Genomic DNA, 14,408 nt, shown 5'->3' on the forward strand with positions numbered 1-14,408 from the left:
GAGGATCAATCGAAGCTGTAGATGAATTCGCCGTCTACAACGTCGATGGCTACCTTCTCAACCTTGTTGCCCTCCATCATCCGACGCAGGAATTCGGCCGAGATGTCGGGCAGCATCGTGTTGGTCACGATCGCGTCGATCATCCGCCCGCCACTCTCCAGTTCCTGACACCGGTTAACGATCTCATCTACCACCGCATCGGAATACTCGAACGGCACACCGTGCGCTGCCGTCACACGCTTCTTGATCCGACCCAGCTGCAGCTTGGTGATTTCCGCAATCATGTGCGGGCTTAGCGGGTAATACGGGATAGCCACCAAACGCCCCAGCAGCGCCGGCGGGAACACCTTGAGCAACGGCTCGCGCAGGGCCTTGGCCATGCCTTCGGGTTCTGGCAGCAACTCGGGGTCCGAACACAGATCCATGATCAGCTCAGTGCCCGCGTTAGATGTCAACAAGATCAGCGTGTTCTTGAAATCAATCACCCGGCCCTCGCCGTCCTCCATGACGCCCTTGTCGAATACTTGGAAAAATATCTCATGCACGTCCGGATGTGCCTTTTCCACCTCGTCGAGTAGCACCACCGAGTAAGGCTTGCGCCGCACTGCCTCGGTCAGCACACCACCCTCGCCGTACCCAACATAGCCCGGCGGCGCACCCTTCAGCGACGACACAGTATGCGCCTCCTGATACTCCGACATGTTAATCGTGATCACATTCTGCTCGCCACCGTATAGTACTTCTGCCAGTGCCAACGCAGTTTCCGTCTTGCCAACGCCGCTGGTGCCCGCCAACAGGAACACGCCGATCGGTTTACTGGGGTTGTCGAGCCCGGCTCGGCTGGTCTGAATACGCTTGGCGATCATCTTCATCGCGTGGTCCTGACCGATGACCCGGCGCGCTAGGTGTTGCTCCAGATTCAGTATTGTTTCGATCTCGTCCTTAACCATGCGTCCCACTGGAATGCCAGTCCAGTCGCCGACGACGTTGGCAACCGCCTGATGGTCCACGATGGGGAGGATCAGGGGGCTATCGCCCTGCTGCTCCACCAACTCGGCGTTCTTTGCCCTGAGCAGCGCCATCAACTCGGCGCGCTCAACGTCGCTCATCAGCGCAAGGCCCGCCTCCACCGACGCGGCCTCTGTCACGGCCAAACCCTGTGGCGGTTCGGCCTCATCCACCGGATGACCCGCGCCCCGTAGCTGCGCGCGCAGGCCAATTATCTCGGCAACCAAGGCCTTCTCGGCGTCCCAGTTCGCATTCAATCCAGCCAGCCTAACCTCTTCCTCATTCTTGGCTTCGGTCACCGCAGCGCGGCGCTCATCCACATCGAAACCGGCGCTTTCATCGCGCCCGATGATGTCAAGCTCCGTGCTGAAGGCTTCGATCCTGCGTCGACTGTCATCGACCTGCGCGGGCACCGCGTGCTGACTGACAGCGACCCGCGCACAGGCGGTATCTAGCAGGCTGACCGACTTGTCCGGCAATTGTCGCGCTGGAATATATCGCGCAGACAAAGTCACTGCGGCCTCGATTCCCTCGTCCAGCACTTGGACTCTATGATGCTTCTCCAACATCCCGGTGATGCCGCGCATCATCATGATCGCCTTGGGGATGCTCGGCTCTTGTACGTGAACGACCTGAAATCGGCGGGTCAGCGCAGGGTCTTTTTCAATGTATTTCTTGTACTCGGCCCATGTCGTCGCACCTATGGTCCGCAGCGTACCGCGCGCGAGCGCTGGCTTAAGCAGATTCGCAGCATCACCGGTTCCGGCAGCCCCGCCCGCACCTACCAACGTATGTGTCTCGTCCACGAACATCACGATAGGTGTGGGTGAACCCTGCACCTCGTCGATCACTTGCCGCAATCGGTTCTCAAATTCGCCTTTCATGCTGGCACCCGCCTGCAACAGGCCGACATCCAACATCAAAAGCCGTACGTCTTTCAGCGCCGGGGGTACATCGCCCCGCGCGATACGTAATGCGAAACCCTCGACCACAGCGGTTTTGCCTACGCCCGCCTCGCCGGTGAGGATCGGGTTGTTCTGCCGCCGCCGCATCAAAACGTCGACGATCTGCCTAATCTCCTCATCCCGACCAACGATCGGATCAATTTCGCCGTTGCGCGCCTGTTTGGTTAGGTCAGTGCAGAACTGATCCAACGCCTCTTGCTTGCCCATCTGCGACGGTGCCATGGCTCCCGATGCCTCGCCCGGTTCGGCCCTTCCGCCCGTCACCGATCCATCCTGTGGGCGCATCCGATCCTCGGGCGAGCCATCGGTTATCTTGTGAAAGTGCTCTGCCAGATCGTTTGACTTCACCCCGGCCAGCGTCGGCGAAATGCTGACGAGGGTATTGCGCAGGTTCGGTGTTTCAAGCATTCCGAGCAGGATATGCCCGGTCCGTACTTGGTTCGAGGAATAAAGGAGAGACCCCCAGACCCAGGCCCGTTCCATCGCATCCTCCAGATGCGACGACAGATCCGACACCGAACTCGCCCCGCGCGGCAGGTTGTCCAGCGCCCTCGTGATCTCAGTGGCGATCTTGCCCATGTCCAGATTGAAATGGTCGATAATCCGGTGCAGGTCGCTATCCTGGTTGTTCAGGATCTGGTGGATCCAGTGCACGATCTCGACATAGGGGTTGCCGCGCATCTTGCAGAACACCGTCGCCCCTTCGATGGCCTTGTAACCAAGGCTGTTCAGCTTGCCAAATAGCGCAACGCGGCTGATTTCCGTCATTTCATGTCCTTCCTGTCATTGTCGCCAGATGTATCTGGGCGTTCGGCTCCAGAAACAGGTTATCGGCATCTTTCTTGATCTTGTTCTCTCCGATCCAGCTGGTCTGACCCAGCCGCACCGTCTCGCCCAGCTTGGCGCGCGGTATTTCGTCGGCGCACAGCACCAAGTTCACATCCCAGTCCATCGCATCACCCGCGTAATTGCGCACGATGGCGCGCAGCCGTGGCAGAGACTCGCCGCCCGGCAGCAAGCGGATGTAATCGGACAGACTCAGTGGCCCCAGCCGCAGCCGGAACTTAGCCGAACGTGTCCAGACCCGCTCTCCAATCGAGGTTGTGCGCCCCAGCGCCGCTGGCACTCCCATTCGCCAGCGGTCATCTGGCTCCAGATACAGCCAGCAGCCGACAAATTCCTGCACCTGGACCTTGGTGCCAAAGAAGGCCTCGACGATGGACCGCAGACCCTCGGCGTTCTTCGGCCCTTGCGCGAGCAGCCCGGTAAAATGACGCTTGGCCAGATCTGGCAGGTCGTCCGATTTGCGTAAATGGGTGCCGTGATAGCCCGCTATGGCCGCGATCTTTCGTTCAATCCCGTCGTTGTTGCCGCGGTCGAAGCTCGGCGCGGGTTGTCCGGAACGCCAGGCACGGTAAAGCAATGTCATCAGCCGATGAGTCAGGATGTTCGCAAATTCCACGAAGGTCGGATCTCGGTGATGGCGCAACCGGGCGCGGGCATGTTCCGTCAGGTGCAGCGGTAGCGGCCCTTGCGGGCCGAACAGGCCGAAGAAGCGGTTGGTCAAACGCCCCGGCTTGCCGCCACGGGGCGGCGTGAACCCGGCCACAGTCGAAGGCGGAAACGACAGCTCAGCCTCTTGACCAAAACGCACCTTGTCCTCACGCGGGCGGCGCGCCTCCCCGAACCGGGGCGCGTCCGGAAACGCCGCTTCCAGTATCCGGAAAGCATGGAATATATGATGTTTTTCAGGGTCCTGACTCAGCCGCTCCAGATGCGTCAGAGGATCCGTCCCAGACCTGTCCGGGGGCGCCATCGGGTAATCTCTCCGCGCTGCTGGGTGACAAGCACCGTTTCTGTGAAACTGTTGATAGATACATATTTACGAAAAAACCGCTCAAGCACGGCACCCAACAAATAGACGCTGGTGCCTTCAAAAAAACTTTCGTCGAAGGTGATGGAAATCTCCAAACCGCGCACTGCCGTAGACAGTACCTCGTCCGACATGCGCCGCACGATGGGCCGAGTCGACACGCCAGTCAGCCCTTCAAGTTGCTTTTCAAGGACTTTGTTGCCCGACGGCGCGTATATTCCAATCAACTCACGCAGCGCCGCACCGCCGTCGTCCTTGCCGGTTTCGGCGATAGACAAGTAGTTGAGGCTGAGATGCGAAATCAGACGCCACGCCGTGTCCCCTTGGGCCAGCGTCGGGCGCGGGCGCGTTGGGCTGACCGGCGTGGTGACATGCGCCACCGGTCCACCTTCGGGCAGGTGGAAAACGTCCTTTGATCCGGTTGGCAACAATAACGGTAGGTCGCGGTTCGTGACCATCGCCTGAACCGCCAGTTGATCCAGACTGGCCGAAAACGGGGCCTGCGCGCTGTCCACAAGAGAAAGATACAGCTCGGACCCCAGATAGGATGTCCGCACTCCCTTGAGCCGCTCACGTTCTGCACGTTGCCGCATCTTGCGTGACTGTGTGTAATAGGCCGTGTGCCGCTCTCCAGCGGCGGTCAGGTCGTCAGCAGAATAGAATGGGCGAAACGGGACGTCCTGATCTCCCTCCCCCGAAATCCCGGCCACGCTCTCAATCGAGAATATCTCGAAATCGAGCGGCGCGGTACGATCAGCGACAACATGGTGATCAACGTCGGCTCCCGATACATGTACCCTGTCGCAGCGCTTGTGGAACAGGTTGATTGCCGGCGTTGCATGCAGCGTGAATGCCTCGGGCGTAACGCCGGACGCGATGTCCGGCGCGCCATCTCGCAAAAGGATATAGATATCAACTTCGTGCCCCTTGGCGCGACCGATGGCCATGCTCAGCCCCTGCAATTCCACAAAATGGAACCGCTCCGGCATTGCAAAATACTCCTGCAACAGGCGGTAGCCGTCGAATGACCGCTGCGGCGTAGGCAACAGCGCCTCTTCGGGTTCGTAGCCGCGCGGCACCACGCGACCGTTCGGCAGTTCCGCGATCCAATCGTTCCGCCGGTCGGTGGACCGGCCCACCATTCCCGTTACCTGCGTGCCGAGAAGCTCGTGCAGTTCCCAGTTCTTGCCCTCTTGTCCGTTTAGGAACAGAACCAAATTGTCCAGCGACAGATCGGCAATCGGCAGCTTGCCGAACCTGCTCAACCGCAGCCGTATTCCCGCCCGCGCCTCGGTGTCGCGCGATATGCCTGCCGCTGCAAGCTCCCCGCGACCGTCGATATATTCAGCTTGCGTGATTGTGATCGGCCACAGCGTCACGTCGCTGGAGCTGCGAAAGACGCAGGGCGTGTGGTCATCCTCACCAAGCGTGCTGCGCATGACGGAATGGCGCGGAATCAAATAACCATCGGCAAGTGCGGCGTTCTGCATGTCGGGCTCGAATGCGGCTACCATCATCGAGGGTAACGGCGCCAAGTAATGCGGATAGATGATTTCCAACAGATGCGACGTCAGCATTGGATATTGCAGCTCCAGCTCAAGCTGGACACGCGCAGACAAGAATGCAACGCCCTCAAGCAACCGTTCCACGTAGGGATCGACAACTTCGACACCGTCCATACCCAGCCGGGCCGCGATCTTGGGGAAAGCTTCTGCGAACTCGGCGCCCATATCGCGCATGAAGGCCAGTTCACCTTCGTAATGTTTCAACAGGCGTGTATCCATGGGAGGTCAGACGATCCTTTCCAGCTCAAGCTCTCCAGTTGTCACATCAACCTGGCTGCGCAGGTAAAGCTCCATTGGCATAGGTTGAGCCCACATGTCGGCGCGTATATCGAATGTCACGATGCTGCCGCCGCTTTCTTGGCCGACACGCAGCGCGACCGCGACAGAATCGGGATGTATTCGGGTCTCGAAGGTCCGTATTGCGCCGACGATGGATTTGCGGATCAACTCTGCACGCTCGGCAGTGGAATAATCACCAGCCACTTCCCGGATACCGAAATTCAGCACCGACCGGGCCACGTTGGGATATTTGTCCACGTCGATCATGGTGCTGTTGTCCGAAGTATTCAGCAGCCAAGCTAAATCGCGCTGAATGATCTCGCGCAACTTGCGCAGGTCAATCACTCGATCCTCGCGCCGCTCGGTCTTTTCCGACGGTCCCTGATCGGTAAGCCGGTCCAGAAGCGACGGTTGTAGCCGTTCGGATATCGTCCGGTCAGACATCTGCAAGCTCCCCGGCACCGCTGGCCGCGTCCATCTCGAGCAGACGTAGATCCATCAACGCCGTGTCTCCTAGATCCGTGGTTAACAACCGCTGGCCAAGTCCCGCAAAGGTGTCGTGACCGAGATCGACCCATTCCGTCGCACGCGCTAGTTTTATAGCTGCTCCGTCGGCGGCAACGGTCCCGGCATAGCGGGTCGGAATCAGGGCGACGAATTCTCCTCCGTTGGTCAAGGTGATCGTACAGGGCGTCCAAACCACATCGCGCAAATCTGCAGGGTCTTCGAATTCAGCCTTGGAGATCGATGTGAACGGCATCCAGTAATATTTACCGTTCACGATGATCTCCAGTAGTGGGCCAAGCCGCATGTCGGCATCCGCGATCCACGCGAACGACTGCCCATCGACCTTACCTGACACCGTCGGCGCGGCGTCGAATGCGCGCGCCCGGATCTCGGCAGCCTTGCCCGTATTTCCTGCGGCATTTGCCTTCAACGCTTCGACGATCAGTGCCGTCCATTCCTGCGGTTCGCCGAAAATTAGCGGCGCCTTCTCGCCCGCAAACACCTTCTCGCGGTACACTTCGCAAATGATGGCTTCGCGGTAAGTTTGCGCCATAGGCGTAGCGGTCGGATCCAGTTCAGCCGAGATTTTGAGCTGCGCAATCGCGCGCTTCCAGTCACCGCGCACACAAAGAAGTTGAAATAGGAAAATGCGCAGCGCTGGGTTCGCTGCATCCCCGCGCACAGCTTCTTGCAACGCGACAAGCGCTCCATCCAGATCACCGGCTTCTAACAGATCCTCGGCTATCATCGCGTTCTCCCTGGAAAATAACCTCGTAAAGGCTGGCTCGATTGCGGGCCAGCCTTTACGCATTTCTGCAAGGCAAAAGGGTCACACGGTAAGCTCGGCCTTGTTCTTGACGCGGCTCCACATCGCATCGCTGTGCTTTTTCATCGTACCTTTGACGTCCTGCTGGCTGTATTCGACTTTCATCGCGCCATATTGCATGACCAGGGTCTCTTCACAGATGTCGTCGCCGTCCGAACCCGACCAGCTAATGTCCTGGATCATAACAAGTTTGAAGTCGAACTTCAGGAAGGTCGCGCCAGATTTACCAGCAGTGCCACCCGAGCGGCGCAGCACGATGTGAACGTCCTGAATGTGGCCACCTTCACAAAGGCGAGTGAACAAGCCGCAGGACGCCGTGTCTGTCTTCTTTGTGACAGTCAATTCCTTGAACGTGGCCTTGCCAGCCCCACCACCGGACGAAATCGACCCAATGTTGATGTTGTTCTCGGCCCCGATTTCGAAACTTAGGATTTCAAAGGCCTTTTCTTTGGCCATATCATCATCTTGAGTTTCACCTTGGAGCTTGGATTCACCGGGCATGTACATAAATGCGTCGAATGACATTTTTGTTTTTCCTCATTGTTGATGCTTCTAAGAAATTAGATTGCCGAGAGAAGCAGTGATAACGTCAGGCCTTTTCGCTCGGCAGCTTCGAAACCAATCGAAGGGAAACAGACAGGCCCTCCAACTGATAGTGCGGTCGAAGAAAGAACTTCGACGTATAGTACCCCGGGTTACCCTCCACTTCCTCAATCACTACTTCTGCCGCAGCAAGGGGGTGCTGCGCCTTTACGGATTCGGGTGAGCTTTCCGGATTGAAATCAACATACTGGTTAATCCATTTCTGCAGCCATTCCTGCATATCGTCGCGACTTTTGTAGCTGCCCACCTTGTCCCGCACGATGCATTTGAGGTAATGGGCAAAGCGGCAAGTGGCGAACAAATACGGCAGCCTCGCAGCTAGGTTTGCGTTGGCCGTCGCGTCGTCGTCGTCATATTCTGCTGGCTTGTGCAGCGACTGCGCCCCGATAAAGGCCGCAAGGTCAGAATTCTTGCGGTGGATCAGGGGCATCATGCCGTTTTTGGCAAGCTCGCCCTCGCGCCGATCCGAGATTGCGATTTCAGTCGGACATTTCTGATCCACACCGCCATCATCAGTCGGAAAGGTATGCGAAGGCAGATTGGTCAGCGCACCGCCACTTTCGATGCCTCGGATACGGCTGCACCATCCGTATTCCTTGAACGAACGGTTGATGTTGACCGCCATGCCATAGGCAGCGTTGACCCAACCGTATTTGGTGCTGTCAGACCCGTCCGTGTCCTCCTCGAAGGCGAAATCCTCGACGGGGTCAGTTTTTGCACCGTATGGCAGTCTGCCCAAGAAACGCGGCATAGCGAGACCAACATACTTGGAATCCTCGCTTTCGCGCAGGGATCGCCAAGACGCATATTCTGGCGTCTGGAAGATCTTGGTCAGGTCGCGCGGATTGGCCAGCTCGGACCAGCTATCCATCTGGAAGAGCGTTGGATTGGCACCGGTGATCAGCGGTGCATGCGCGGCAGCGGCGATCTTGGACATCTCGCCCAGCAGCTCCACGTCGGGCGGGCTGTGGTCGAAATGGTAATCTGCCACCAGCGCGCCGAAAGGCTCGCCGCCGAACTGGCCGAATTCCTCTTCGTAAACCTTCTTGAAGATCGGCGACTGGTCCCATGCGGTGCCCTTGAACTTGCGCAGGGTCTTGTGCATGTCCTTCTTCGAGATGTTCATCACCCGGATCTTTAGCATCTCGTCGGTCTCGGTGTTGTTGACGAGATAATGGAGACCGCGCCAGGCGCTTTCAAGTTGCTGAAAATCGGCGTGGTGCAGGATCAGGTTGACCTGTTCGGTCAATTTCTTGTCGATCTGCGCGACGATGCTTTCAATGGTTCGCAGCGCGTCGTCCGAAACCAAGCTAGTGTTGGCCAACGCCTGTTCCGCAAGGGTCTTGACCGCCTGTTCGACCGCCGTCTTTGCTTGATCGGACTTGGGGCGGAACTCCTTTTTCAGCAAATTCTCGAAATCGGACGAACCAAAAGCCGTAGATTTGGCGCCGCCTGCTGCTTCTGTTTCTGTCTCGGCCATCTGTTACTCCTGGTCCGTGCTGTCGGTTTTGGGGGCTGGCTGAGCGGCAAGTGTCTTGAGCAGAGCCGGATCCTGCATGATCTTTGCGATCAGGTCCTCGGCACCGGACTTGCCGTCCATATAGGTCATAAGGTTACTCAGCTGCATGCGAGCATCCAGCAATTCTTTTAGGGGTTCGACCTTGGCAGCAATTGCCGCAGGGCTGAAATCGTTCATGCTGTCAAAGGTGATATCGACCGCCATGTTTCCTTCACCAGTCAGCGTGTTGGGCACCGTGAACGCCGCACGCGGCGCCATGGACTTCATCCTGTCGTCGAAATTATCGACGTCGATCTCAAGGAACTTCCGGTCTGCCACAACAGGCTGCGCGACCTCGGACTTGCCGGCCAGATCGGACATTACGCCCATAACAAAAGGCAGCTGCACCTTCTTCTCGGAACCGTAAAGCTCCACATCATATTCGATCTGCACGCGAGGCGCGCGGTTGCGGGCTATGAACTTCTGTGAACTTCCGGCCATCGCCTTTGTCTCCTTCAAATCTCGTTATGGTTGGACTGTATCGCCTTGGAATTGTAGCGTCATCAAATCATCACTCATCTTGCTCGATTCCGCCAATCATGTTGACATGTTCCAGTCCTGTCGGTGCCATGTCCCGCATGATTGTTAGGAAATCCGCATTTACCAGCTTCTTGGCGCGCCTCAGAAGAATCGGCAGAGGGCTAGACGGTTCCCTGCGCTCGTAATAGCCGATGATACGGTCGAGTGCGTTTTCCACGTCAACGGGTGAGTTGATGGCCCCGCTACCTCCGCTAGCGGCACGCGCTTCGGGGACTGCGTCAGCTAGATCTTTATCGGCCACATCCAATTCTGCAACCACCGGTTCGCCGATGGCATTGCGGAGATGTTTGTTGATCTTTTTGAGGAGCTTCAGCACTGGATCAAGATCCGGACCCTGCCCGGGCGTCTGCGTGTCGAAGATGTCGCTGATCGCTGTCACGTCCGACATCGCCGTTGCGGCCGCCTCCGCAATTCGTCGCAGAGTGTCCTCGTCCGTGTCTTGGAACGCGGCCGCAATGGCGGAGGCGTCGGGCACATTTTCCATGTCGGCAGGCCGCGTTATATCGCCGTCGGCCACGGCAATATGGCGCAGTGAAATCATTCCAAACGTCCGACTTGCTGTCAGCGGCGCTTTGCGCAGTCCCCGCAAGATGCGGTCGTCATCGGCTAAAGCCAGAACCGCATTCACCCGCATCGTAGGATCGTCATCGTCCTCCGCATCCAGCTGCGGATGACACGTCTCCCAGTAATCCTCGAGACAACGGCGGATATAGCTGGTTCCGTCAGCAAATCCTGGCAATCCGTTCAGCCGCAGCTGCGCTTCCGCCAGAAAAACCCCCGCCCGCAAATCGTGGCTACGTGCGATTATCGCAAGTGCCAGCCTTGACACTTCCTTGTAGTCAGGATCGTCACCTGGAACAAACTCGTTCCCGACCTGCTTCTCCTCGCCGGGCGTCGCCGCGATCTCCATCTCGGTGAATTCAGGATCGTATTCAAGGTCTTCGCCGCTGGGAGGAAATTCTCCATGCTCCTGAAGAAGCGCATCAACATCCATAGAATTTCCTTAAGGACAGGCGTGTTGGTCGTGGCTCGGCGAAAATGCGCCATAACTTAGAAGCTGGTTTATCCGAATTAACCTTAGCATAATTTCTATTTTTGGCTAGAAAAACTCTCATCAAGTCGACGGACGGATTTAGCTGCCCCTTGAGCTTGTCTTGACCGCTACGCGGTAAAGCGATTTCATCGCGGGTGCAGACCTTCGAAAAGGAACTCCCATGCCCCGGTTCACCAGATTTACAGCGCGCTGTGCCACGGCTTTCACCGTTGCCGCGACCGTCTTGCCGATGCCCGCCACCGCTCAGGAGCAAGGTCTTACCGTTGAATTGAACAAGTTCGAACCTGCGGAAGACGGTGGCTGTCGAGCCTTTTTTCTCTTCCGCAACGAAACCGGCAAGGCGTTCGAGGGCTTCGCGATGTCTCTTGCCATTCTCGATGGTCAGGGCGTGATCGACAGGCTGTTGAACATCGACGCGGCTCCCTTGCCGGTCGCGCGCACCACCCTCAAACTTTTCGAGATCCCGCAGATCGCTTGCAGCGACATCTCGGAAATCCTGCTGCATGCCATCGACAGCTGCCAACCGCAGAACGAGGACAACATCGATTGCTTTCCGCTCGTCAAGTTGGTCAGTCGCACCACCGCACCGCTGGTGAAATGAATGAACGCGGCCCTGTCCGTAGTCGGCACCGGCGGGCCGATAATCGTGATTCTGGCACTGATGTCGCTGCTGTCCGTCGCCCTGATCGTGGTCAAGGTATTGCAACTGGCGCACGTCCGGTCGGCCGGCACGGCACGGCACGATGCGCTCGAACGCTGGTCCAAGGGAGACCGCGAGACAGCCATTGCCAGCCTTGCAAAAGGCACGTCCCCCGCCGACCGCATCCTTCACTATGCTCTGAACGCCGCGCAGGGAAAAATGCCCCGCAAACCGCTTGAGGCCGAACTTGTGCGCCGTGGCAATGCAGAGGTCGAGGTGATGTCCCGCCACATCCGACTGCTAGAGCTCGTGGCAATGGTGTCACCGCTGCTGGGGCTGCTGGGCACCGTGCTGGGAATGATCCAGTCGTTTCAGGAACTCGAGCTGGCGCAGGGCGCGGCCAATGCATCAGTGCTGGCAGGCGGCATCTGGCAGGCGCTTCTGACCACCGCTGCGGGCCTTGTTGTGGCGATTCCGGCGGCCATTGCCGCGACCCTGCTGGCCACCCGCGTAGACGCAGCTGCCCACGACATTGAATCCGCCGCAGGTGAATTCTTCCTGCTGGAGGACACCGGGACGATACCGTGATGGCGGCCACCTCTCACCTTGGAGCTCTCCTGTGCAGCTGACCCGCAAGGCGACACCACGCCAGCTAATCTCGCTGGTGCCAATGATCGACGTCCTGCTAATACTGCTGGTATTCTTCATGGTCACGTCGACCTATCTAAATCTCAGCATGGTCCCTATCGTCGACCGGGCCGAGCAGTCCGAGTCCCAAGGCGCAGGCAGCGGCACAACGCTGCTCGTCCGCATCGACGCAGACGGCGCAACTCATATCAGGGGTCAACTCCACGCGCCCGATGCGCTTGTAGACCTGGTTCGGTCCGGTCTGGCGGAGAACCCCCTGCTCTCGGTCGTGCTTCTGCCCTCCTCACGCGCGACAACGCAGGCACTGGTCGGCACCATGGACATGCTTACGACGGCGGGCGCTACACGCCTGCGCCTGATGCGACTGGAGGGGCAGCAATGAAACTGTCCCGTCCGCAGCGCCGCACCCCACCCGAAACCATTATCGCGCTTATTGACGTGGTTTTCTTCCTGCTGGTGTTCTTTATGCTGATTGGGCGCATGGATGCCACCGCCCCGTTCGAGGTTCGGCCCGCCACCGCCTTCACGGGATCGCACATGCCTGCAGGCGGGGCGACCGTATCGGTCGCTCCCGCGGGAACACTGGCGCTCGATGGCAAAGAAACAATCGCGTCCACCCTGCTCACTATCCTTACAGAACAGCTCAATGCTGAACCCGGCCTGCTGGTGCGGATCAATGCCCATCGCGACGTGGTCATGGCGGACCTGCTGCCGCTGGTGGCAGAGATCGAAGCTCTTGGCGCGCGCGATATTGTCCTCGTCGTCACGCCAGAGATCCAATGACAAGCCGCGCCGTCCTATGGGCCGTCGGGCTCGCCGGCTCCGCGCTGGTGCATCTCGCGGCGGGCAGTCTATATCTTGTTACCCGCGCATTTGATGATGTCCCTGATCAGCCCGGACCAGAATCGCGCCTACATATGGACACGGTCACCGCGCCAACCCAAACCGCACAGGAGCATGAGCCGCAATCCGATGCGGCGCGAGAGGCGAAGGCAGACGGCACCGATCTGAATGCCGGGACCGTGCCGCAGTCAGAGGCATTCCCTGTCACGCCTCGCGCGGCACCACTCGTAGCACAAGCCGCACCGGCACAGACTTTGTCGCAGGCATCGCCGCAAACCGCAGCTCTTTCCGCGGCCCCCGCCGCGGCGCAGATCGCTGCAACGATCCGTCCTGCCGGTACAACCGTCCGCAACAGCCCCGCTCTGTCCGAACAAATCGCTAAAGCCACCCTGATCGAATCGGTCGGCGTGGCGCCGGCAGAGCTGATCCAAGCCAGCCTTGCTCCCGGCCGGATCACGAGCGACACATTTTCAGCCGCCACACCGGACGGCGACCCGGTGTCGCCCAGCCAGCCCATAGCTGCATCCGCAGCCACGACCACACCGGTTGTCCAGCCAGCCAACACACTACAGCCGGACGCCGATGCCGCTGCTCATCAAGCAGCGACAGGAACACCCGCGCGTGAAGCACTCGCTGACATCACTTCGGCTATAGAACCGCCCCTACCCGTCACCCGGACTAAAGCCGAGCTTGCCTGGCGCTTCGGCGACAGGCTGGTGACCGATCCACAGGCCCTCGCCACCATTCAAGCATTCATGGCCCCCAGTGCGCTTGAGGATGCGGCCACATTGCGCGACGGTCTTTCAGCACTGCTGACCGACCTTGACTGCGCGCGCGTCTCCGGCACCTTCGTGCCAGAGACGGGAACGCTTGAACTACGCGGTCACATCCCAGATCCGTCCCTCGCCGGTCCCCTACTCGAGGCTCTGCGATCACAGGTCGGCGGCGACATTCCAGTAGCCGCGAACCTTCAGCACCTGCCCGCTCCCCAATGCCGCGCACTTTCCGGCATTGCGACTCTGGGGCTGCCTCAATCGACCGACCAATTCACCGACTCGCGGCTCATTGGTGACACCGCGCAGGCGCAGGACTACCTCTTTTCCGAAGGCAAGGTGCTGCGCTTCGATCTGCAAGCCCCGGAGTATCCCGCGCATGTCTATGTCGATTATTTCGACGCCGCGGGGCAGGTCATCCACCTGATGCCAAACCTCACCGATGGCAACGGTCCTTTTGCTGCGACCTCAACCTTGCAGGTGCTGCCCACCCAACCCGGCAGCGACGCGCCGATCCTGATTGGTCCGCCGTTCGGTCAGGAAATCGCCGTCGCCTTCGCCGCTTCGGCCCCCCTCTACGACACGCGGCGCCCGACCATCGAACCCGCGGCAGAATATCTCGGCTGGCTGCGTGACAGGGTGGCCGCAGCCAAAGCCGCCGATCCAGATTTCAAAGGCGAATGGGTGTATTTCTTCGTAACGACCCGTCCCGCCATACGATAGAAG

General features: G+C 59.0%; 14 protein-coding genes. 5 read left to right on the plus strand and 9 right to left on the minus strand.

Translation table 11 applies throughout. From position 1 onward, the window contains the following. Positions 1 to 5: 5 nt before the first annotated feature. The 9 genes from tssH to tssA form a co-directional block, all read right to left on the minus strand. Positions 6 to 2,741, minus strand: a complete 2,736-nt coding sequence (tssH, locus tag VR71_RS20550; protein ID WP_045686367.1) for a type VI secretion system ATPase TssH — start codon at positions 2,739 to 2,741, stop codon at positions 6 to 8. A 1-nt stretch (position 2,742) separates the two neighbouring features. Continuing rightward, on the minus strand, positions 2,743 to 3,789 hold the full coding sequence (tssG, locus tag VR71_RS20555) for a type VI secretion system baseplate subunit TssG (protein WP_009815959.1): 1,047 nt from the start codon (positions 3,787 to 3,789) through the stop codon (positions 2,743 to 2,745). After that, positions 3,753 to 5,630: a type VI secretion system baseplate subunit TssF gene (tssF, locus tag VR71_RS20560; protein WP_009815960.1), complete on the minus strand. Its 1,878-nt coding sequence runs from the start codon at positions 5,628 to 5,630 to the stop codon at positions 3,753 to 3,755. Before tssF ends, tssG begins: the two co-directional genes overlap by 37 nt. Positions 5,631 to 5,636: 6 nt before the next feature. Beyond that, a complete protein-coding gene (gene tssE, locus VR71_RS20565; protein ID WP_009815961.1) occupies positions 5,637 to 6,134 on the minus strand; it encodes a type VI secretion system baseplate subunit TssE in 498 nt (165 codons plus the stop codon). Then, positions 6,127 to 6,945: a type VI secretion system accessory protein TagJ gene (locus VR71_RS20570; protein ID WP_045686368.1), complete on the minus strand. Its 819-nt coding sequence runs from the start codon at positions 6,943 to 6,945 to the stop codon at positions 6,127 to 6,129. Before VR71_RS20570 ends, tssE begins: the two co-directional genes overlap by 8 nt. 81 nt (positions 6,946 to 7,026) lie before the next feature. Next, positions 7,027 to 7,548: a type VI secretion system tube protein Hcp gene (locus VR71_RS20575; RefSeq protein WP_009815963.1), complete on the minus strand. Its 522-nt coding sequence runs from the start codon at positions 7,546 to 7,548 to the stop codon at positions 7,027 to 7,029. Positions 7,549 to 7,612: 64 nt separating this feature from the next. Further along, positions 7,613 to 9,106 (minus strand): type VI secretion system contractile sheath large subunit, encoded by a 1,494-nt coding sequence (gene tssC / locus VR71_RS20580; protein ID WP_009815964.1) that lies wholly within the window; start codon positions 9,104 to 9,106, stop codon positions 7,613 to 7,615. Positions 9,107 to 9,109: 3 nt separating this feature from the next. After that, the gene (tssB, locus tag VR71_RS20585; protein WP_040650290.1) at positions 9,110 to 9,625 is read right to left on the minus strand and encodes a type VI secretion system contractile sheath small subunit; all 516 of its coding nucleotides are present in this window, start codon (positions 9,623 to 9,625) and stop codon (positions 9,110 to 9,112) included. Positions 9,626 to 9,695: 70 nt separating this feature from the next. Further along, positions 9,696 to 10,718 carry a type VI secretion system protein TssA gene (gene tssA, locus VR71_RS20590; RefSeq protein WP_009815966.1) on the minus strand — a complete coding sequence of 341 codons (1,023 nt, stop codon included), beginning with the start codon at positions 10,716 to 10,718 and terminating at the stop codon, positions 9,696 to 9,698. Positions 10,719 to 10,938: 220 nt separating this feature from the next. On the opposite strand from tssA, the gene VR71_RS20595 reads away from it, so the two are divergent. Genes VR71_RS20595 through VR71_RS20615 form a run of 5 tightly spaced genes read left to right on the plus strand, consistent with a single transcriptional unit; the run spans position 10,939 to position 14,405 of the window. Then, on the plus strand, positions 10,939 to 11,379 hold the full coding sequence (locus tag VR71_RS20595; protein WP_009815967.1) for a hypothetical protein: 441 nt from the start codon (positions 10,939 to 10,941) through the stop codon (positions 11,377 to 11,379). Further along, complete coding sequence (locus tag VR71_RS20600; RefSeq protein WP_045686369.1) at positions 11,380 to 12,006, plus strand: MotA/TolQ/ExbB proton channel family protein; 627 nt, start codon at positions 11,380 to 11,382, stop codon at positions 12,004 to 12,006. Positions 12,007 to 12,037: 31 nt separating this feature from the next. Then, positions 12,038 to 12,448, plus strand: a complete 411-nt coding sequence (locus VR71_RS20605) for a biopolymer transporter ExbD (RefSeq protein ID WP_045686370.1) — start codon at positions 12,038 to 12,040, stop codon at positions 12,446 to 12,448. Further along, positions 12,445 to 12,849 (plus strand): biopolymer transporter ExbD, encoded by a 405-nt coding sequence (locus VR71_RS20610; RefSeq protein WP_045686371.1) that lies wholly within the window; start codon positions 12,445 to 12,447, stop codon positions 12,847 to 12,849. The genes VR71_RS20605 and VR71_RS20610 overlap by 4 nt, the downstream gene beginning before the upstream one ends. Further along, the gene (locus tag VR71_RS20615; protein WP_045686372.1) at positions 12,846 to 14,405 is read left to right on the plus strand and encodes a DUF4384 domain-containing protein; all 1,560 of its coding nucleotides are present in this window, start codon (positions 12,846 to 12,848) and stop codon (positions 14,403 to 14,405) included. The genes VR71_RS20610 and VR71_RS20615 overlap by 4 nt, the downstream gene beginning before the upstream one ends. Positions 14,406 to 14,408: the final 3 nt, after the last annotated feature.

Origin of the sequence: Roseovarius sp. BRH_c41 (assembly GCF_000961715.1) — a bacterium.
Taxonomy (GTDB): Bacteria; Pseudomonadota; Alphaproteobacteria; order Rhodobacterales; family Rhodobacteraceae; genus Roseovarius.

Coding starts and splice junctions, on each gene's coding strand:
- tssH (WP_045686367.1), bottom strand. CDS start 2,741: ATGACGGAAATCAGCCGCGTTGCGCTATTTGGCAAGCTGAACAGCCTT.
- tssG (WP_009815959.1), bottom strand. CDS start 3,789: ATGGCGCCCCCGGACAGGTCTGGGACGGATCCTCTGACGCATCTGGAG.
- tssF (WP_009815960.1), bottom strand. CDS start 5,630: ATGGATACACGCCTGTTGAAACATTACGAAGGTGAACTGGCCTTCATG.
- tssE (WP_009815961.1), bottom strand. CDS start 6,134: ATGTCTGACCGGACGATATCCGAACGGCTACAACCGTCGCTTCTGGAC.
- VR71_RS20570 (WP_045686368.1), bottom strand. CDS start 6,945: ATGATAGCCGAGGATCTGTTAGAAGCCGGTGATCTGGATGGAGCGCTT.
- VR71_RS20575 (WP_009815963.1), bottom strand. CDS start 7,548: ATGTCATTCGACGCATTTATGTACATGCCCGGTGAATCCAAGCTCCAA.
- tssC (WP_009815964.1), bottom strand. CDS start 9,106: ATGGCCGAGACAGAAACAGAAGCAGCAGGCGGCGCCAAATCTACGGCT.
- tssB (WP_040650290.1), bottom strand. CDS start 9,625: ATGGCCGGAAGTTCACAGAAGTTCATAGCCCGCAACCGCGCGCCTCGC.
- tssA (WP_009815966.1), bottom strand. CDS start 10,718: ATGGATGTTGATGCGCTTCTTCAGGAGCATGGAGAATTTCCTCCCAGC.
- VR71_RS20595 (WP_009815967.1), top strand. CDS start 10,939: ATGCCCCGGTTCACCAGATTTACAGCGCGCTGTGCCACGGCTTTCACC.
- VR71_RS20600 (WP_045686369.1), top strand. CDS start 11,380: ATGAACGCGGCCCTGTCCGTAGTCGGCACCGGCGGGCCGATAATCGTG.
- VR71_RS20610 (WP_045686371.1), top strand. CDS start 12,445: ATGAAACTGTCCCGTCCGCAGCGCCGCACCCCACCCGAAACCATTATC.
- VR71_RS20615 (WP_045686372.1), top strand. CDS start 12,846: ATGACAAGCCGCGCCGTCCTATGGGCCGTCGGGCTCGCCGGCTCCGCG.